The following is an 18,225-nucleotide window of genomic DNA, read 5'->3' on the forward strand; positions in this document are numbered from 1 at the left end:
GCTGTCAGCGTTCGGACTCACAGCGCTACGGTGATGCTGCCCTTCATTTCGGCGAGCCGCCCGGGGCGCGGCGACATCGGTTCGGGGCAGGGTCGGATGCGGAAGACAAACTGGGATGTCATCGTCGTGGGTGCCGGCTCCGCGGGTTCAGTGCTGGCCGCCCGCACTGCCGCCGGTGGCAAACGTGTCCTGCTGCTGGAGGCCGGTCGGGACTCCCGTTCCGCGGAGCTGCCGGAGAGCTGGCGGTCTCCGAACCCCATGGTCGGGCTCATGGACCCCGCCGCCTCCGCCGACCTGCTCTGGTGGGACCTCACCTCGTCACGGACCATCGGCCGGCCGCACCTCCTGTACGCCCGCGGCCGGGGAGTGGGGGGCAGCTCCGTCGTCAACGGCCAGATCGCGATCCGGCCGCCGGTCGAGGACTTCGAGGAATGGACGCGGCTCGGCTGCGAAGGCTGGGCGTGGCACGACGTCCTGCCGTACTTCGTCAGGCTGGAGGACGACGAGACTTTCGGTGACCTCGCTTATCACGGTCGCGGTGGCCCCACCCCCATTGACCGGACCCCTCGGGACGCCTGGGGCGCTGTGGACCGCGCACTGGCCGAATCGGCTGTCGCCGCCGGTTTCCCGTGGCAGGCCGACGTCAACGCTCCGGGCGCAACGGGTGTGTCCCCGTACCCCGTCAATTCGCGCGACGGCCGCCGGGTGAGTGTCAACGACGGCTATCTCGAGCCGGTGCGTGCCCTCAAGAACCTCGCCGTCCGAGGCGACGCTCTCGTTGACACGGTCGTCTTCGAAGGGCAACGCGCCATTGGGGTACGTGTGATCATCGGCGGTCGGTCCGTGGTCGAGTACGCCGACGAGGTGGTACTCAGCGCGGGAGCGGTGCACTCTCCCGCCGTACTGATGCGCTCGGGCATAGGGCCGGCCCCGCGACTACGGGCCCTGGGGATCCCCATCCGACAGGATCTCCCGGTCGGACTCGGCTTGCAGGACCACGCGATCGCGCGGCTCTCCCTGCCCTTGCAGACCGACCATGCCATCGCATCCCAGCACGAGCGGCACACCAACGTCTGCGTACGCTGGTCGAGTGCGAGCGGTACGCATACGAACGACCTGCTTGTCATGGCACTCAATCAGGATGTCTGGGCCATGGCCGCCGGCGACTTCGGGACACGGGCCGGGGCGTTCGGCGTCGTCCTGAACAAGGCACACTCACGCGGATCCCTCACTCTGGTCTCGACGGACCCCACCGTCCACCCCCGCATCGACGAGCGGATGCTCTCCGACGAGCGTGACCTCTCGGTACTGCGCGAAGGGGTGCGCACCGTTGCGGAGTTGAGTGACCACGCAAGCGTGTCACGGCTGCTGTCCCGTTCACTTCGGGAGGCGAACCAGCCTCTGCTCGACGCGCTGCCGGGCGACCGCGCTCTTGATGAGTACCTGCTGACCACCGTCGCCGATGTTCAGCACGCCACGAGCACATGCCGGATGGGGGCGCCCGACGCCACGGACACAGTCGTCGACTCGTCGTGCCGCGTCCTGGGAACCGAGGGGTTGCGGGTGGTGGACGCGTCTGTCTTTCCCTCAGTTCCGCGGGCGAACACGAACCTGGCGACGATCATGGTCGCGGAACTCATGTCCGACCGGCTCTACGACTGAGCGGCGGGCGCCTGGTCGATCCGGCGCCGGCGCCCCAGCGGCAGGGGAAGAAGCTCCCCGACCGCAGCTCGGGAATCGCCAGGTCCAGGTCGTCGGCCCGAGTGGCCGCTTCGAGCCGTACGGCGGGAGAGTGTGAACAGGTGGTCGACGAGGATGCGCCCCGCGCTGGACTGGCGCCGGGCGACGCTCCTGGGAGCGTCGCCATTGAACTTGCCGGCACCTCAGAAGATCTGAATGGACTTGATGTGCAGCGGCCGGTTGGGGTAGTACACGGAGTTCCAGCGATCGAGCTTGACGGTGGCGCCGTTGGCGTCGTTCATCTGTATGTCGTTGTTCCCAGTGGAGACAGCATCCACCCAGGCGTACTTTCCGAGGCTCACGGTTCCCGCGTTGGCGTAGCAGACTTCGAAGGGTCCGTTGCCACCGAGTGAGCTCGGGCGATCACTGATATGGCCCTTTACATACAAAAACTCCCCGCTGGTGCAAGGCGTCTGATTGATGGCGTGCGCCTCATTCGCCGGAGTTGCAATGCTGAAGGCCGTGGCCAGCAACGCTACAGCGAACAGGCTCCCGGTAGCTTTCCCGATGGTGGTCACGATGCGATATCTCCTTGAGGGTTGATGGCACGCCGCGTGAGCCAGGGTTACTTCCGAACGACGAGGCAACGGCCCGGTCGGGCGTGACTGTGGGCTGTGGGCGTTCTGCGCCTCACCCCTGACGCAGAACGTTCTGTCTCGCTGAGAACTATGCGTGAAGAGAACTCCGACGTCAACACTGAACGTTCCACTTCGCCATGCGCCAGGCGCCTCCAAGGGCCCTGGGAACGTGGGCTGTTGGGTGACAGGAAGCGGGAGTGTCGAAGCCGATTCGAACCGGGTGGCCCACCTGGGCATTCGCCGGTGCCCGGCCTGCCCAGGTGTCGACCTACGTCACTACCGAGAACTATGGCCTGCCGGTGACGGGCGGGACGGGCGGACCGGTGCAGGTGGGCCGAGCGTACGACGGGCGGGCCCCGCTGCGTGATGTCGCCGGGAATGCCACCTCTCCGGCCGCCGCAGCAGACCGTCAGGCTCCCGGCCGCAAACGGCAGCCGTACGTTTTCGCACCGGCGGGAAGAACTCGGCCGCCCGCCGTGCTGTCTGAGGGAAACCAACTACCAAGGAGGACGACTGTGACCGAGCAACTCCCCACGCGCACGGGGCGCCGTATCACCGTGGAGCCGAGCGGTCGGCATGTTCGCGCGGTGAGGAACGGGCAGGTGCTGGCGGAGAGCGACACGGCACTGGTGGTACACGAGAAGGGCTGCCCCGACACGTACTACATCCCGGCCCAGGACGTACGCCTCGATTTGCTGACCCCGTCCGGCACACACACGCGCTGCCCCTTCAAGGGAGACGCTTCGTACTGGTCGCTGCCGGACGCACCGGACCTGGCCTGGGCGTACCTCGACCCCAAGCCGGAGGTGGCCGAGATCAAGGGTCACCTTTCCTTCTACGAGGTGGAAGTGTCCTGAAGCGGGCCGCCGCGTGCCGTGGTGTTGATGAGGTACCCGGGTCCCGGGACCGCTCTCGGACAGCGCGGCGCCGTGAGTCTCGGGCGTGCGGGCGCCGTATCACCACGGTGACGCCGTCTCCGTCGAGGCGCCCGTCGCCGTGGTGATACGGCGGCACGAGTACGGCCTCGGACGCTGTGCCTCTTGAGGAGGCCGGCGTCGTCCGCGACCACGGCCCCGTTCGGGGTACCGATGCGTTCGGGGACATCCTCGCGCAGATCCTCCCGGAGGACGACGTCGTCCCAGGCCGTACCCGTCGCGCCTGCCGCTCCGCGCGGTCTCGTCGGCATGGGAGCTCAGCAGCCCCTACGGGCAGCTGTCCACGCCGAAGGCAGCCATCGCCCACTTGCGGGGCCTCATGCGTGACCGCGTCCGCAATCGGCGCAAACTGATCCCCATAACAGAAGGAACGTTCGTTACACTCTCGACTACGACCGACCCGCCTCGACGTTTGCGCCCCGGCGGGTCGGAGCTGCCAGGCCGCCCGGCCACCACAGCGCGACGGTTCCCGGGCACACCCGCGAAGGGGAAGCACATGACCGTAGTCGTTGACCTGGAAGAGTTCGGCGAAGCATTCCGAGAAGACCCACATCCCGTGTACGCACAACTGCGAGCACGCGGCCCGATACACCGAGTACGACTACCGAAGCAGGACGACAGCCGGGAGATGTGGCTCGTCGTGGGACACGAACAGGCACGCGCGGCGCTCGCCGACCCACGACTGGCCAAGGACGGCGGCAAGATCGGCCTCACTGCCATGGACGAGGAGCTGATCGGCAAGCATCTACTGGTGTCAGACCCTCCCCAGCACACCCGCCTGCGCAGCCTGATCACGCGTGCCTTCACAGCACGACGCGTCGCGACAATGCGGCAGCGGATCCAGCAGATAGCCGACGAACTCCTCGACACGATGCTGCCCCACGGCCGCGCCGACCTGATCGAATCCTTCGCCTACCCATTGCCGATCACCGTGATCTGCGAACTGCTCGGCGTTCCCGAGATGGACCGTGGCGAGTTCCGGCAGATCTCCACGGATGTGGTCACGCCGGCCGATCCCACGATCAAGCACGACTCCTTCCTCCGGCTGTCCGGCTATCTGGACGACCTCATCGAGGCCAAGCGCAGCGCCGGTCCCGGCACCGATCTGCTGAGCGAACTGATCCGCACCACCACGGAGGAAGGCGACCGGCTCTCACCGGACGAACTGCGGGGCATGGCCTACGTCCTGTTGCTCGCCGGACACGAGACGACGGTCAACCTCATCACCAACGCCGTCCACACGCTGCTCACCCATCCCGAACAACTGGCAGCCCTGCGCGCCGACATGACTCTCCTCGACGGCACCGTGGAGGAAGCACTCCGGTACGAGGGGCCGGTCGAGACCTCGACATACCGCTTCGCCGCCGAGTCCCTGGAGATCGCGGGGGTGCCCATCGCGAAGGGCGAGTGGGTCCTGGTCGGGCTGGCGGCCGCCGACCGCGACGCTGACCGCTTCCCCGCCCCGGACCGCTTCGACATCAGGCGTGACGCCCGCGGCCACATCGCCTTCGGGCACGGCATCCACTACTGCCTGGGCGCGCCGTTGGCGCGCCTGGAAGCCCAGGTGGCACTCCGGGCGCTCCTGGAGCGTGCCCCAGGTCTCGCCCTGGACGGACCACCGAGGGAATGGCTCCCTGGTGTCCTTCTGCGGGGGGTGCGACGCCTGCCTGTCCTCTGGTGACCAAGGTGGCGGCGGGGCCGTGAGAGGAACGCCGCGTCCTCGGCTCTCATGGCAGCCTGCACCGAACCTCCCGCGCCGAGGTCCGAGATGGTGACAGCACATGACTTGATAGCGTTAACTTAACGCAGTCAAGTCAAGGAGGCTCTCCATGCCGATCACCGCCGCCGACATATACGCCCTGGCTCCATACGCCAAGACCCTGGGCGTCCGCTTCGGAAGGCTGGATGCCGACCTGGTCGAGGCACGCCTCGACTGCGCCACCGCCTTGTCGACCGGTGGCGGAGCGATGCATGGGGGGGCACTGATGGGACTGGCCGACGTGGCCGGCGCGGTCTGCGCGGCACTCAACGGCGGACAGGGACCAGCCCCGGTGCCGGCGACCATGGAGTCCGGCACACACTTCTTCCGTCCCCTTCAGGGGACCACTGCCTTTGCGACGTCACGTCCCCTGCATATCGGCAGGTCGACTGTGGCGGTAGAGATAGACATCCGCGACGATCAAGAGCGTCTGTGCGCACGTGTCACTCAACTCGTCGCTCTCAAGAGGCGCTGATGGCCGGACCGGGCGATGCCGTCCCCCCTCATCCTCCGCGCCGCGTCCGAGCCCGACGCGGAGAGGGCGGGAGGCTGTACAAGGAAATCCTGGAAGCAGCGGAGGCCCTGCTCGATTCGTCGGGAGAGAATGCCGTCACCATCCGGGCCGTGGCCCAACGGGTGGGTGTCAGCAACCCCGCCGTATACCTCCATTTCGCCGATCGCCCGGCCCTGCTGCGCACCGTTTCCCTGAGGGTCTGGGATCGGCTCGACGAGTACATGGCAAATGCCGGCCCGTCCACGGCGGATCCCTTCGCCGATCTGAACAACCGCTGTGTCGCGTACATCAGATTCGGCCTTGACCACCCGCTCCGCTACCGGCTTGTCGCCTCCGGCCCAGCGACGGAGGCCACGGCGCACGTGGCGGACGCGTGCTTCCGCAACCTGCGGCACGCGGTGCGACGGTGCGCGGGCGACGGTGCGGAGAACGCCGCTGTGACGGCCCTGACCCGCGCCATCTGCGCCTGTCTGCACGGCGCCGTGTCCCTGCTGCTGTTGCAGCCGGCCTCCGCGTGGCCGAGGGACCTGGAGGGATACGCGCAGGACGTCGCGGCAATCGCGACCAGGGGAGCCCTCTCCCTCTGCGCGGACAAGAAGCCGTGAGCCGGACCGGCCTCGTGGGGTCGCGTGTCGATTCCCGCGAACAGCTCGCCGGCGGACACGGAGCGCCACGTGCCGCCGGTGACGCAGAAGATCCCGTACCGGGGCTGCCACGGAGTCTTGCACTCAGCTGCGGCTGCTGAACGCGGCCCAGGTGGTACAGCCGTCCTCGCTCACTCCCCAGCAGTGGGCGAGCGCTTCCACTATCACGAGACCCCGCCCTCTCGGGCTGTCGGACTGCGCGCTGCGGATGGTGGCTGGGGCAGGGCTGGAATCGGTCACCTCGACCGTGACGGCGCCCGTCGCCTCCGTGATCCTCAGCGCGACGCGGCCGCGGCCATGTTCTATCGAGTTCGCCACGAGTTCGGACACCACCAGCTGAATATCCTCGATCAGCAGGTCGCTCACCCTCCAGCCCCGCAGGACCTCCGAAGCGCAGCACCGGACATGGGCCACCGCGGCGAACTCGGGGGGCACATCGGTCTCGAATCGGCGCTGCCGTTGTGCGAGCAGAGTGGGCGACATGGCGGGTCTCCTCAGGATTCCGAGGGGAGGTCTGTCCTTGGCGGGACGCAATCACCGAGATTCCATGTATGTAACGTTCACTATACGCGTCTCGCGAAGGATGGCAAGCCATGGCACCGCGGGCCCCTCGTCCGGCCCGACAGCCCCCTGCTCCGTGTTCGGCGATTGGACAGGGTGAAGAGTGTCATCGAGGGCCGCGCCTTTCATGTCGCAGCGCGCCATAGACTTTGATCATGACTATCTCACTGTCCGCCCTGGATCTCGTCCTTGCGGATTCGGGGGGCACCGCCGCCGATGCGCTCGACGCGACCAGCCGCACCGTGCTTCGTCTGGAGGAGCTCGGGTACCAACGAGTCTGGTTCGCCGAGCATCACGGTACGGAAATGTCCGCGAGCGTGGTACCGGCTGTTCTGATGGCGCACTTCGCGTCTGTGACCAGCCGTATCCGGCTCGGCGCCGGCGGCGTCCTGGCGCCCAATCACTCCCCACTGGCGATCGCGGAGCAGTTCGCCACCTTGGCGACGCTGCATCCGGACCGCATCGACATGGGTATCGGCCGCGGACCAGGTACGTTCGACCAGTCGCTCGTACGGGCGCTGCGTCGGGGTGGCGAGCCGACCACGGACGCCGAATACGAGGACGATGTGGCCGCGATCGTGCGGTACCTCTCCGGTGAAGGCGGCGTGCAGCTGATAGCCGGCTGGCAACCGGACGCGGGAGGCACCCGCCCGTGGCTGCTGGCGTCCAGCCTGGCCAGCGCGGAGCTGGCGGCCCGGCTGGGGCTGCCGATCGCGCTGGCGCACCACATCCGACCGGACAAGAGCGTCGCCACGGCGGAGCGCTACCGGGAACGGTTCACGCCGTCGCGGTGGGCGGACCGCCCCTATGTGATGGCGGCAGTCGAAACGGTCGTCGCGGACACGGACGAGGAGGCCGCACGCCTGGGGCGTCCGACCGACGTCGCGCGGTCCCGGCCGACCTCCGCGGCACTGCTCTCCCCGGACGAGGCCGCCCTGTGCGAGATCCCGGCGGAGATGCGTGACAGTGTGGAGGCCGCCGGCGCGGCGCAGGCGCGCGGCTCGGTGGAGACGGTGCGGCGTCGCTTCGCGGAGATCACGGAACAGACCGGCGCGGACGAGCTGATGCTCTACGCCTCCGTATACGACGCCGACGCACGGATCCGCTGCTACGAACTGGCCGCGAAAGCCGCCGAGTAGAGAGCGTCACCCCTGGACCGGCTCACCGGCACACCACCCTCGCCATGCTCACCCGTGCGGTCCTGACCGCCCCTCACCACCGGCCCGAACCGGCCAGGACCGCACAGCCGAACCCGGCCCGCCCGTGCTGCTCGTTCGCTCCGTGGCCCCCGGCCTGCGTCCCACGTCGCCACGTTCCCCGGTGTCGGCCCACGTGGCAGGTGGATCACACTCTCCGCAGGGCCTGGGCCACAGCGGCCTCGGCGTGCAGCCGTGCCGTCGGGAAGACCGGGACGGGACTGTCCTCGGGGCGGATGAGGAGCTCGATCTCGGTGCAGCCGAGGATGACGCCTTCCGCGCCCTCGGCGACCAGGCCGTCGATGACCTTCTGGTACGCGACGCGCGAGTCGTCCCGCACGATCCCGACGCAGAGCTCCTCGTAGATCACTCGGTGAACAAGGCTGCGCCCTTCGGCATTCGGGACACGGACATCGAGACCGGCCGCGTCCAGTCGGCCCCGGTAGAAGTCCTGCTCCATCGTGAACGCCGTGCCCAGCAGACCGACCCGGCGCAGACCCGACGCGCGCACGGCCCTGGCGGTGGCGTCGGCGAGGTGCAGCAACGGAACGGACACCGCGGCCGCGACGACGTCGGCGACCTTGTGCATGGTGTTGGTGCAGATGAGCACCAGGTCGACGCCCGCCGCCTCCAGGGACTTGGCGGCATCGGCCAGGATCTCCCCGGCTTCCGCCCATCGTCCCTGGACCTGCAGTTGTTCGATCTCCGCGAAGTCCACCGAGTAGATCACGCACTGCGCCGAATGGAGACCACCGAGCCGATCACGTGTGAACTCGTTCAGCAGCCGGTAGTACTCCGCTGTCGACTCCCAGCTCATTCCGCCGATCAGCCCGATCGTCTTCATGGGCTCCGCTCCTCACATCCGCCCGCACGTCCCCACGAGGGGGCTCGGGACCAGGTCATAGTCTGATCCCGTGCAACTCATAGGAAAGATATCCAACGACCGTCCCCTGCTCGTGCTGGCGGTCGAAGAAGAGGCGCAGTACCTCGACACGCCCCTGCCTGTCCTGCTGACCGGCATGGGAAAGGTCAACGCCGCGACCGCGCTCGCTACGACGCTCGCCCGTGGACCGCTGCCGTCGGAGGTCGTCAACCTCGGCACCGCGGGGGCCCTGCGTCCCGGGTGGAACGGCACCCACGTCATCGGCACGGTCGTACAGCACGACCTGGACAGCGACACACTGCGCACCCTGACCGGCGACACCTACGGGGCACCCCTGGCCGTAGGCGACCCGGACGGCCCCACCCTGGCCACCGGGGACTCCTTCGTCGACAGTGAAGCCGCTCGCGCCCGGCTGGCGGAGCGGGCGCCGTTGGTCGACATGGAGGGCTACGCCCTGGCAACGGCGGCGCTGCGGGCCGGCGTTGCGCTCCGCCTCGTCAAACATGTGAGCGACGATGCCGACGAGGGAGCCGCGAAGTCCTGGCGAGAAGGTGTCGCTACCTGCGCCCGTGCCCTCGCCGTCTGGGCGGAGCGCAACCTTCCCGCCTATACCTGAGCCGGACCCGACGCCCCGCGAAAGCTCCGACGTCGAGCGCCCGCGTCTCCTCGCCCGCTGCGACACATGCCCGGGACTGTACGGAACGCCGATCGTATGCAGGCCGTCGGTCCACTCGTGTGAGGGGGATGGTTCACACCGTCGAGATGATCCCGCCGTCGACCCGGAACTGGGCACCAGTGATCCACTTGGCCCGTCCGGAGGCGAGGAACGCGATCATCTCGGCGACGTCCTCGGGATCTCCCGGGCGCCCCATCGGCACATTCAGGGCAGCCACGATCTGCTCCTGGGCGGCCTCGAGGCTGATGCCCTGACTGTCGGCCATCTCCTGCTGGTACGCGGCGGCGCGCTCGGTGACGACAAAGCCCGGCAGAACACACACCACGCGTACGCCGTACTCCCCCACGGACATGGCCAACTCGCGGCTGTAGGCGTTGAGTGCCGCCTTCGAGGCGGCGTACGACGCGTTCTCGACCTGGGGGATACGGCTGGCGATCGAGGAGACGTGCACCACGACGCCGGACCGGCGCTCGACCATCCCGGGAACCAGGGCCCGGTCGAGCCGCACCGCGCCGAGCAGGTTCATCTCCAGGTCGGCGAGCCAGGAGGCGTCCGGCCGTTCCAAGGTCGGCACCGACGGAGTCTGCCATCCGGCGTTGTCGACCAGGACGTCGACGCCTCCGCACTGGTCGACAACGCGGCGGGCGAGTTCCGCCGCCCCCTCCTCCGTCCTCAGATCGGCGGGGATGAAAGTGACGGGCATGCCGTCCGGGGGCGGGGTGCGTGAGGCCGTCAGCACGGTGGCGCCGGCCGCGGCGAAGCGACGGGCCGTGGCCTCACCCAGTCCGCGGCTGCCACCGGTCACCAGAACGCGCAGGCCGGTGAACTCATCACGGTCGATCGTCATGGGCGTTCCCCTCCAGTAAAGTGAGTCCGACTCCGGAAACTGTACACGAAACGGAGTCAGACTCACCTTATGGAGGATCGTTGTCGCCACCCCGTCCGTTGCGCTCCGACGCCCGCCGCAACCGCGATGCACTTCTGTACGCGGCGCGGGAGGCGTTCCTCGACGACGAAGACGCCCATGTCGATGAGATCGCCCGCCGCGCCGGCGTGGCCGTAGGCACCCTCTACCGCCACTTCGAAACCCGCGAAGCACTCGTCGCGGAGGTGTACCGCCAGGAAGTGGCCGAGCTCTGCGCCACCCCCGCGCACCTGCTCGCCGCACACTCCCCCGACGAAGCGCTGCGACTCTTCCTGCTCCGGCTCGTGGAACACGCCGCCGTCAGCCGGGGGATGGGCAGTGCGCTGGACAGCATCATGGCGACCGACTCGCCCGTCTTCAGCGACGCACGCGACAAGATGTCCCGCGCCCTGGAAGAACTTCTTGTCGCGGGTATTGAGGCCGGTCTTGTCCGCGAGGGCATCGAGGGACGTGTCGTTCTGCGGGCGCTCGGTGGCATCTGCGGAATGCGGACCAAAGGCTGGCAGGACGACGCTCTGAAGATCGTCACAATCCTGTGCGACGGGCTGCGCTCCGGGGCGGCGAACCACGGCCGGACCGGAGGGCACGCACCCAGCTCGGAGCGTGCCGTCTGACGCTCACCCCGACCGGTGAGCAGGTGGGCGACACGCCCGGCGCAGCCCCCCGTCAGTAACCGCGCTCTATCCGGCGGACTCCTGATCACGCGTGAACACCGAGAGACCGAGGGCCTGATGGCCTGGTCCTCGGCTGCACCGGCCGAGGAGCGGCTGCACTAAGCAGGGGAGTTTCCGACCGGAGCGGTGGTGCCCGGGTCCTTGAGTGGGGTGAGCTGCACGTCCGTGCGGCTCGCCGTGAGGAGGGTGTGGTCGGGGACCTCCTGCCAGTGGGGGTCGTCGTCGTAGGGCTCGGAGGCGACGACTGTGCCGCCGCCCGGACGGGTCAGGTACCACAGGGTGTCGCCCCAGGTGGTGGCGGTGACGGTGGAGCCGTTGGTGAGGAGCAGGTTGAGCCGGGAGGCGGGGGCCGCCGCGGCGACGTCCAGCACCGTCTCGGCCAGCGCCCGGCCCTCGTCGTCCCCGGCCCGCAGCCGGGCCAGGACCAGTGCCCACACGAGCGCGGAGTCGTTGCGCGCCTCCAGCGACAGCAGCTCGGCGGGCGGCAGCGTCGCGGCCACCGGAGCCAGTGAGGCGGGCCAGCCCGCCACGGCGCCGTTGTGGCTGAACAGCCAGGTCCCCGCGGCGAACGGCGCCGCGGCCGCCTCGGCGTCGGCGCCGGCCAGTGTCGCGTCCCGTACGGCGGCCAGCAGCGCGCCGGTGCGCACGACCCGGGCGAGGTCGGCGAAGGACTGGTCCGCCCAGATCGGGCCGGCCCGGCGGTAGCGGGCGGGTATGGGGTCGCCCTCGGCGTACCAGCCGAGGCCGAACCCGTCGGCGTTGACCGTGCCGTGGCGCTGGTGGCGGGGTGCCCAGGACTGGTGGTACAGGCCGTGGGGCGGTGTCACCAGGAGCCGGCCGGGCGTCTCGGCGGGGCCCACGTAGGCGAGGTGACGGCACATCAGGCGGCCTCCGCCGAACGGGCGGTGCGGAACCCGGAGAAGATCTGCCGCCGGATCGGGTAGTCCCAGTTGCGGAACGTGCCCCGGCAGGCCACCGCGTCCACGGCGAAGGACCCGCCGCGCAGCACCTTGTACCCGGGCCCGAAGAACACCTCGGAGTACTCCTTGTACGGGAAGGCCCGGAAGCCCGGGTACGGGGCGAAGTCGCTCGACGTCCACTCCCACACGTCGCCGATCAACTGCCGCACGCCGAGCGGCGACTCACCGGCCGGGTAGCTGCCCGCGGGCGCCGGACGCAGGTGCCGCTGCCCCAGGTTGGCGTGCTCGGGGCCCGGGTCGGCGTCGCCCCAGGGATAGCGCATGGCGCGGTCGCCGGCCGGGTCGTACCGGGCGGCCTTCTCCCACTCGGCCTCGGTGGGCAGCCGGCGCCCGGCCCAGCGGGCGTAGGCGTCGGCCTCGTACCAGGACACGTGCAGCACCGGCTCGTCGGCCGGCACCACCTCGGTCACCCCGAAGCGGCGCCGCAGCCACTGCCCGCCGTCCCGGCGCCAGAACAGCGGGGCGGTGACGGCGTGCCGGCGGATGTGGTCCCAGCCCTCGGGGGTCCACCAGCGCGGGTCGTCGTACCCGCCGTCGTCGACGAACGCCCGGTAGGCGCCGTTGGTCACCGGGACGGTGTCGATGAAGTACGGCGCCACCTCGCGCCGGTGCGCGGGGCGTTCGTTGTCCAGCGCCCACGGCTCGGCCGACGTGCCCATCGTGAACGGGCCGCCCGGCACCAGGACCTCGGCCGGTCCGGTGAACAGCCCCGCCGGCTCGGGGTCGGGCGCGGTCAGCGCCTGCGGCCCCTTGCGCAACTGGTGCGTGATCAGCATGGTCTCGTCGTGCTGCTGCTCGTGCTGGGCGATCATCCCGAAGGCGAAGCCCGCCTCCGTCAGCCGCGTCCCGTCGAACGCGGTGGCCTCCAGCACGTCCAGGGCCCGGCCGCGCACGTCGGCCGCGTACCGGCGGGCCTCGACGGGCGACAGCAGCGGCAGGCTCGGCCGCTCGGAGCGGGGATGCTCGAAGGCGTCGTACAGGCTGTCGATCTCCGGGCGTATCGCCTCCTGCCCGGCGACCGCGCGCAGCAGCCACTGCTCCTCCTGGTTGCCGATGTGCGCCAGGTCCCACACCAGCGGGGACATCAGCGGCGACACCTGGGCGGTCAGGTCGGGGCCCTCCACACAGCTGGTCAGCAGCGTGGTGCGCTCGCGGGCCGTGACCAGCGTGGTCAGGGCCCGCTCCCGCAGGGCCTCGGCGGTGGTGGCCGCGGGCGCGTCGGTGGCCGCGGGCGCGTTGGTGGGGTCGGTCATGAGCGGGTCTCCCTCCCGTACGGGCCACGGCCTGCGCCGCCCGGCATGTCCAGCAGATCGTCGGCGGGGCAGCGGCCCCTGAGCACGTAGCGCTCCAGGAACCCGGCGACCGCGTCCGTCACCTCGGTGCCCGCCCCGAGGCGGGGCAGTGCGGCGAGCGCCGCGGTGAAGCAGGTGACGGCCGCCTCGCACAGCTCGGGATCGGTGAGCGCGGCCCGGGCCGCGTCCTCGTACAGCGGGTTGTGCGGCGCGGGCAGCCCCAGCGTGCGCTCGGCCAGGGGCTTGACGGCCCGGTAGGCGGTCTCGGTGGCCTCCGGGTCGTCGAACAGCGCGGCGGTCACCGCCAGCGGCACGATCCAGCCGTCGTCCCCGGGCTGCGCGTCGATCATCCGCAGCTCCAGATGGCCGCGCGGACGCACCGGCGGGAAAAGCGTGGTCAGGTGGTAGTCCAGGTCCTCCCGGGTCGGCGGCCTCGGCACCAGCTCACGGGTCCACTCCCGCAGCGTCAGCCCCTCCGGCACGTCCCACGGACCGCCGTCCCGGCGGACACACATCACCGGGGCGTCCAGCACGTGCCGGGACCAGGCACCGCGCGGGTCGGTGTTCAGCGGGGGGCCGCCCGCCCGGCCGGCGCCGATCTGCGTCCAGCGCAGCTGCCGGGTGGACCGCCAGCCGGTGGGCCGTCCGCCGGACAGCGGGGAGTTGGCGAACGCGGCCAGCAGGACGGCACCCAGATGATGGGCCAGCCACCACCGGCGCACGTGACCCAGCGGCCCCGGCTCCTCGTGCCCGGCGTCCACGCACACCTGCACCGACGCGGAGGCACACATCATGAAGCGGCCACCGGGACCGGTGCGGTCGAGACAGGACTCCATGGCGTCGTAACGCGGCTGCCGCAGATAACGGCGCGGCTCCTGCCAGGGATCGTGGCCGAGGCCCACCAGGGCGAGACCGTCCTCGCGCAGTACGGCGCGGACGGCGTCGAGGTCGGCGGAGACGGAGCGGACGCACTCCGTCAGCGAGGCGGCGGGGAGCGAACTCAGCTCCAGCTGGCCGCCGGGCTCGACGGTCAGCGCCGACCTCAGGGGCACGGCCCGCAGCGCGGTGTACACCGCACGGAGCCGTTCGGGTGACACGGGGAGCCGCGGCGCGCGCGGATCATGAACAAGCCATTCCACCTCGACACCCAGCAACCTGGGCGGACCGGTCTTGAAGCAGATGCCGTGGACCAGCGCCTCGACCTCGGCCTCACTGACCGCGGTACGAGGCCGGACACAGCCACCAACCGGATCGGACATGTCGGGATCCTCCTGAGAGAAGAGTGCGTGGAAGTTCAGGACCAGCCGGCCGCCCTATCTGCTCCGCGTGTTCGCGTTCCGCAGGATGTCACCGGCCATCCATCCGACCGCCAAGCTCGCTGCCTCTGTGTCACCTGTCGTGAGTACCGGCATCACTGAAGCGTCTGCGACACGCAGTCTGTGTGTCCCGCGGACCCGGAGCTCTTCGTCGACGGCCCCGTCCGCACCAAGGGCACACGTACCGACTTCGTGCTTCCTGGTGAACCCGTGTTCCATCACGTACCGCAGAGTGTCACGTGTGTCCGTGACCTCCGGCCCGGGATTCACCTCCGTCATCGTCGAGGCGAAGGGTTCCGTCGCCGCCAGAATCTCCCGCGTTCTGGCGAAGGCCGCGAGTGTCAGCTCGTTGTCATGATCGGTGGACAGGTAACCGGGCACGAGCCGCGGCGGGTCCGCAAGGGTCGGTCCTGTGATGTGGACCGACCCGATGCTGGTGGGCGACCGCGGGTAGAAGGCGACGGTCACAGCTGTCGCGCCGACCGCCCCTGGGTGGAGGCCGTCATGCTCCACCACCGGCGTGAACAGCAGCTCCATGTCCGGACTCGAGGTCCCGTGGCCCGAGTTCGTCACGGCCAGAACCGCGGCGCCGCCGCCCGCCGACACTGCGGCGCGTCGCGGCACCGGCCTGAACCTCGACCTCGGTCCCACGATCGGCGGCGCCGGCTCCCGTCCGTGGTCCGGTACGCCGTTGAACCGCAGCGTCAGTGCGGCACCTCGGCGCTGCCTGAGGTTGGCGCCGACGGCCTGGCTTTCCGCGACAAGATGTACGCCGGCGGTGGTGAGCACTTCCGGGTCCCCGACGCCGCTTCGCTCCAGCAGCAATGGACTGCCCATCGTCCCCGCACAGAGAATGACCTCACGGCGGGCCCAGAACCGGACCGTGCCTCTGGACGTCTGTGCCTCCACCCCGATGGCGGTCGTGCCCTCGAAAAGGATCCGCCGAGCCGTACAGTGCGGGCGGACACGGACATTGCGCCGCCGTGCGCACCCGCGGAGCAGCGCGCGAGCCCTACTCTTCGGGACACCGGTTGACATGGGATGCGGCACATAAGCCGCCCGATCGGGAGAGCCGTTCAGGTCCACCACCGCGTCGATTCCCTGGCGTGCCAAGGCATCGAGCCACAGTTCTGCTGTCGCGTCCTGTGGGCCCACCGCCTCGGCCAGCCGAGGGGCGCCGCCTGCGGGGGACGCGGTGGCGTCGAGGGCATGCCGCTCGATCTCGGTGAAGGCTTCCAGGAAGCGGGACCAGTTCCAGCCGGTGGCGCCGACCGCCTCCCACGCCGCGTAATCCGCCTCTCCGCCCCGGCCCCAGGTGAGTCCGCTCGCCGTAGTCGAGCCCTCCACTAGACACCCCGTGCGCCTCTGGTCCATGCGCTCCGCCCCGAACACCTGGGAGGTGTGCCCGTGTTGGTGCTGCGGATCGGTCGACGCCTGTGTGAACCGTGCGGGCACCAGCCAGCGCTGATGGCGGTCGGAGTCGCCTGCTTCGATGACCAGAACCTGGTTCTGCGGATTCGACCCGAGCCGGTGAGCCAACGCGGCTCCCGCGGCCCCGCTCCCGACAATGATGTAGTCAACGAGGTTCTTGGATGACACGACAGCTCCATACGCGCGACGACTGGGGTCGTTTCGGTCAGGCCGCCCTCGACCTGAGCCGGTCGAGCTTGTCGCCCAGGCTCCCGACGGCTATCGAGATGTGGCCGTGTCGGTTCTCGAAGTGAGCACGGAGGGTGGGCAGATGCCTTGCCAGCCAGCGTCCGTGTGACGCCGGTACCATGCGGTCGACGTCTCCGTGCCACAACTCGACCGGGACGGTGACCGCACTCGGGTCGAATCCCCACGGGCTCGTCAGTGCCCGCAGGTCCTCCAGCCAACCGTCGTCACCGGCCGCGAGAGCGTGGCTCATGTGCGCCGCGTTGTCCGCCCCGTAGGGTCCGGTGAGCGCGGTCACGTCTGCCGCGGGCAGCAGACTGGCTATCCCGTCCGCGAGGTTGGAGGGATCGCTGTCCCGGACGACAGCGGCCATCTGCCGCACCACCGAACGCTGTTCCTGCTCGCCCCGGGACGCGGCACCGAACAGAACATGGTTCTGCACACCCATACCCTCGACGAAGGGAAGACCTTCGGCGTCATGCGGTGCGAAGGAGGCGATCAACAGCACTCCCGACACCCGCGGCGCGTCCGCGACCGCGGTGGCCAACGCGTACGGCCCGCCCGTTGACCACCCGGCGACAAGGTATCGCTCAGCACCCAAATGATCCATCAGGACACGGCACTCCTCTGCTGTGCCGAGGACCGTGCGTCCAGGCGCCGAAGTCGAAGTGCCGTAGCCGGGGCGGGAGTACGTGACGATTCGGTATCCCCTGTCGGTGGCCGAACCGAAGACGGACTCCATGGGAACCGCCGAACCCGGCATGCCATGGTGGAAGAGAACGACCGGTCCGTGCTCGGGCCCCTGAACGGCGAACTCAAGCACTCGGCCGTCCTTCAGAACCAGCGACTCCAACCCCTCGCTGCGGAGACCGCCGTCCTCGTGCGTGGCTTGCGCTTCCATCAATTCAGTCCTGTCCGCTCGTCGGTTGACCTGTGGCCCGCTGTGGTCGTCACAATGTTTCGCGGGCGCGGGCGTGTGGCGTGTCCCGTCCCTTCGCGGTCGCATCGGGACGGGACATCGGGCCGGGCCGGCGCTGCTCAGTGGCCGTAGGCTTCCAGGAGCCGTAGCCATACTTCGCTCACTGTGGGGAATGCGGGGACGGCGTGCCAGAGGCGGTCGATGGGGACTTCGCCGACTATGGCGATGGTTGCTGCGTGGATCAGTTCGGCTACGTCGGGTCCGACGAGTGTGAAACCGACGATGACCTTGCGGTCCTCGTCGACGACCATGCGGGCGTGTCCCTTGTACCCCTCGGCGTGGAGGGCCGATCCGGCGATGGCGGCCAGGTCGTAGTCGACCACGCGGGTCCGCACTCCGGCGGCTTCGGCCGCGGCGGCGGTCAGTCCCACCGACGCGATCTCCGGTTCGGTGAAGACCACCTGCGGCACCGCGCGCTCGTCGGCGGTGGCCGTGTGCCGGCCCCACGGGGCGTCGTCGACCGTTTCGCCCTTGGCACGCGCCACGATGACGTCGCCCACGGCGCGGGCCTGGTACTTGCCCTGGTGGGTCAGGAGCACGCGGCGGTTGACGTCGCCGGCGGCATACAGCCACCCGCCGCCGAGTGGTGCCTCGTCCTGGTCGAGGACCCGCAGCGTGTCGTCCACCGTCAGCCAGGAACCCGGCGTCAGAGCGATGGTTTCCAGGCCGATGTCCTGCGTGTTCGGCGTGCGGCCGATCGCGACGAGCACCTCGTCGGCTTCGATGTCCTCGCCGTCGGTGAGGGTGATGTGCACGGTGCCGTCGCCGTCCCGTTTGACGGCACCGGCCTCCGCGCCCAGGCGTACCGAGACACCGGCCTCCCGCAGTGACTCGGTGACCCGCTTGCCGGCGAACGGCTCCGCGAGCGGAAGGACACCGTCGCGGGCCAGCACGGTCACGGACGAGCCCAGAGCGGC

General features: G+C 69.7%; 18 protein-coding genes. 8 read left to right on the plus strand and 10 right to left on the minus strand.

The annotated features are described in order from the left end of the window. The first annotated feature begins 33 nt into the window (after positions 1-33). Positions 34-1,662, plus strand: a complete 1,629-nt coding sequence (locus ACIQFU_RS35285; protein WP_402557179.1) for a GMC family oxidoreductase — start codon at positions 34-36, stop codon at positions 1,660-1,662. Positions 1,663-1,883: 221 nt separating this feature from the next. On the opposite strand, the gene ACIQFU_RS35290 is transcribed toward ACIQFU_RS35285, so the two are convergent. After that, on the minus strand, positions 1,884-2,258 hold the full coding sequence (locus ACIQFU_RS35290; protein ID WP_402557148.1) for a beta/gamma crystallin domain-containing protein: 375 nt from the start codon (positions 2,256-2,258) through the stop codon (positions 1,884-1,886). Positions 2,259-2,833: 575 nt separating this feature from the next. On the opposite strand from ACIQFU_RS35290, the gene ACIQFU_RS35295 reads away from it, so the two are divergent. The 4 genes from ACIQFU_RS35295 to ACIQFU_RS35310 all read left to right on the plus strand — a co-directional run bounded on the left by ACIQFU_RS35295 (position 2,834) and on the right by ACIQFU_RS35310 (position 6,131). Then, positions 2,834-3,175 carry a DUF427 domain-containing protein gene (locus ACIQFU_RS35295; RefSeq protein ID WP_402557150.1) on the plus strand — a complete coding sequence of 114 codons (342 nt, stop codon included), beginning with the start codon at positions 2,834-2,836 and terminating at the stop codon, positions 3,173-3,175. Between the two features lie 574 nt (positions 3,176-3,749). Further along, complete coding sequence (locus ACIQFU_RS35300; RefSeq protein WP_402557152.1) at positions 3,750-4,934, plus strand: cytochrome P450; 1,185 nt, start codon at positions 3,750-3,752, stop codon at positions 4,932-4,934. Between the two features lie 148 nt (positions 4,935-5,082). Beyond that, positions 5,083-5,487, plus strand: a complete 405-nt coding sequence (locus tag ACIQFU_RS35305; protein ID WP_402557153.1) for a PaaI family thioesterase — start codon at positions 5,083-5,085, stop codon at positions 5,485-5,487. Then, positions 5,487-6,131, plus strand: a complete 645-nt coding sequence (locus tag ACIQFU_RS35310; protein ID WP_402557155.1) for a TetR/AcrR family transcriptional regulator — start codon at positions 5,487-5,489, stop codon at positions 6,129-6,131. The genes ACIQFU_RS35305 and ACIQFU_RS35310 overlap by 1 nt, the downstream gene beginning before the upstream one ends. Before the next feature lie 123 nt (positions 6,132-6,254). On the opposite strand, the gene ACIQFU_RS35315 is transcribed toward ACIQFU_RS35310, so the two are convergent. After that, complete coding sequence (locus ACIQFU_RS35315; RefSeq protein ID WP_402557156.1) at positions 6,255-6,653, minus strand: ATP-binding protein; 399 nt, start codon at positions 6,651-6,653, stop codon at positions 6,255-6,257. Between the two features lie 233 nt (positions 6,654-6,886). Between ACIQFU_RS35315 and ACIQFU_RS35320 the strand changes: the two genes are divergently transcribed. Next, entirely contained in the window at positions 6,887-7,870 is a 984-nt protein-coding gene (locus ACIQFU_RS35320; protein ID WP_402557158.1) for an MsnO8 family LLM class oxidoreductase, read from the plus strand. 205 nt (positions 7,871-8,075) lie between these two features. On the opposite strand, the gene ACIQFU_RS35325 is transcribed toward ACIQFU_RS35320, so the two are convergent. Continuing rightward, positions 8,076-8,771 (minus strand): aspartate/glutamate racemase family protein, encoded by a 696-nt coding sequence (locus ACIQFU_RS35325; protein ID WP_402557160.1) that lies wholly within the window; start codon positions 8,769-8,771, stop codon positions 8,076-8,078. Positions 8,772-8,841: 70 nt separating this feature from the next. On the opposite strand from ACIQFU_RS35325, the gene ACIQFU_RS35330 reads away from it, so the two are divergent. Further along, the gene (locus ACIQFU_RS35330) at positions 8,842-9,426 is read left to right on the plus strand and encodes a nucleosidase (RefSeq protein ID WP_402557162.1); all 585 of its coding nucleotides are present in this window, start codon (positions 8,842-8,844) and stop codon (positions 9,424-9,426) included. A gap of 133 nt (positions 9,427-9,559) precedes the next feature. Here ACIQFU_RS35330 and ACIQFU_RS35335 read toward each other — a convergent pair whose 3' ends face one another. Then, on the minus strand, positions 9,560-10,333 hold the full coding sequence (locus ACIQFU_RS35335) for an oxidoreductase (RefSeq protein ID WP_402557163.1): 774 nt from the start codon (positions 10,331-10,333) through the stop codon (positions 9,560-9,562). An 80-nt stretch (positions 10,334-10,413) separates the two neighbouring features. On the opposite strand from ACIQFU_RS35335, the gene ACIQFU_RS35340 reads away from it, so the two are divergent. After that, positions 10,414-11,025, plus strand: coding sequence for a TetR/AcrR family transcriptional regulator (locus ACIQFU_RS35340; RefSeq protein ID WP_402557164.1), 612 nt, complete (start codon positions 10,414-10,416; stop codon positions 11,023-11,025). 158 nt (positions 11,026-11,183) lie between these two features. Here ACIQFU_RS35340 and egtC read toward each other — a convergent pair whose 3' ends face one another. The 6 genes from egtC to ACIQFU_RS35370 form a co-directional block, all read right to left on the minus strand. Beyond that, positions 11,184-11,966 carry an ergothioneine biosynthesis protein EgtC gene (gene egtC, locus ACIQFU_RS35345; protein ID WP_402557166.1) on the minus strand — a complete coding sequence of 261 codons (783 nt, stop codon included), beginning with the start codon at positions 11,964-11,966 and terminating at the stop codon, positions 11,184-11,186. Continuing rightward, positions 11,966-13,318 (minus strand): ergothioneine biosynthesis protein EgtB, encoded by a 1,353-nt coding sequence (egtB, locus tag ACIQFU_RS35350; protein WP_402557168.1) that lies wholly within the window; start codon positions 13,316-13,318, stop codon positions 11,966-11,968. The genes egtC and egtB overlap by 1 nt, the downstream gene beginning before the upstream one ends. Then, positions 13,315-14,616, minus strand: coding sequence for an ergothioneine biosynthesis glutamate--cysteine ligase EgtA (gene egtA / locus ACIQFU_RS35355; RefSeq protein ID WP_402557169.1), 1,302 nt, complete (start codon positions 14,614-14,616; stop codon positions 13,315-13,317). Before egtA ends, egtB begins: the two co-directional genes overlap by 4 nt. A gap of 54 nt (positions 14,617-14,670) precedes the next feature. Then, on the minus strand, positions 14,671-16,272 hold the full coding sequence (locus ACIQFU_RS35360) for a GMC family oxidoreductase (RefSeq protein ID WP_402557170.1): 1,602 nt from the start codon (positions 16,270-16,272) through the stop codon (positions 14,671-14,673). A 37-nt stretch (positions 16,273-16,309) separates the two neighbouring features. Further along, positions 16,310-17,230, minus strand: coding sequence for an alpha/beta fold hydrolase (locus tag ACIQFU_RS35365; RefSeq protein WP_402557171.1), 921 nt, complete (start codon positions 17,228-17,230; stop codon positions 16,310-16,312). A 137-nt stretch (positions 17,231-17,367) separates the two neighbouring features. Further along, positions 17,368-18,225 (minus strand): FAD-dependent oxidoreductase (locus tag ACIQFU_RS35370; protein WP_402557173.1); only part of this gene is annotated, 858 nt, incomplete at its 5' end.

It is taken from the genome of Streptomyces sp. NPDC093065 (assembly GCF_044754585.1).
Taxonomy (GTDB): Bacteria; Actinomycetota; Actinomycetes; order Streptomycetales; family Streptomycetaceae; genus Streptomyces.

What these genes read in the sequence shown, in the direction of transcription:
- ACIQFU_RS35325 (WP_402557160.1), bottom strand. Translation starts at nt 8,771, where the DNA reads ATGAAGACGATCGGGCTGATCGGCGGAATGAGCTGGGAGTCGACAGCG.
- ACIQFU_RS35305 (WP_402557153.1), top strand. Translation starts at nt 5,083, where the DNA reads ATGCCGATCACCGCCGCCGACATATACGCCCTGGCTCCATACGCCAAG.
- ACIQFU_RS35320 (WP_402557158.1), top strand. Translation starts at nt 6,887, where the DNA reads ATGACTATCTCACTGTCCGCCCTGGATCTCGTCCTTGCGGATTCGGGG.
- ACIQFU_RS35285 (WP_402557179.1), top strand. Translation starts at nt 34, where the DNA reads ATGCTGCCCTTCATTTCGGCGAGCCGCCCGGGGCGCGGCGACATCGGT.
- egtB (WP_402557168.1), bottom strand. Translation starts at nt 13,318, where the DNA reads ATGACCGACCCCACCAACGCGCCCGCGGCCACCGACGCGCCCGCGGCC.
- egtA (WP_402557169.1), bottom strand. Translation starts at nt 14,616, where the DNA reads ATGTCCGATCCGGTTGGTGGCTGTGTCCGGCCTCGTACCGCGGTCAGT.
- ACIQFU_RS35300 (WP_402557152.1), top strand. Translation starts at nt 3,750, where the DNA reads ATGACCGTAGTCGTTGACCTGGAAGAGTTCGGCGAAGCATTCCGAGAA.
- ACIQFU_RS35365 (WP_402557171.1), bottom strand. Translation starts at nt 17,230, where the DNA reads ATGGAAGCGCAAGCCACGCACGAGGACGGCGGTCTCCGCAGCGAGGGG.
- ACIQFU_RS35315 (WP_402557156.1), bottom strand. Translation starts at nt 6,653, where the DNA reads ATGTCGCCCACTCTGCTCGCACAACGGCAGCGCCGATTCGAGACCGAT.
- egtC (WP_402557166.1), bottom strand. Translation starts at nt 11,966, where the DNA reads ATGTGCCGTCACCTCGCCTACGTGGGCCCCGCCGAGACGCCCGGCCGG.
- ACIQFU_RS35335 (WP_402557163.1), bottom strand. Translation starts at nt 10,333, where the DNA reads ATGACGATCGACCGTGATGAGTTCACCGGCCTGCGCGTTCTGGTGACC.
- ACIQFU_RS35310 (WP_402557155.1), top strand. Translation starts at nt 5,487, where the DNA reads ATGGCCGGACCGGGCGATGCCGTCCCCCCTCATCCTCCGCGCCGCGTC.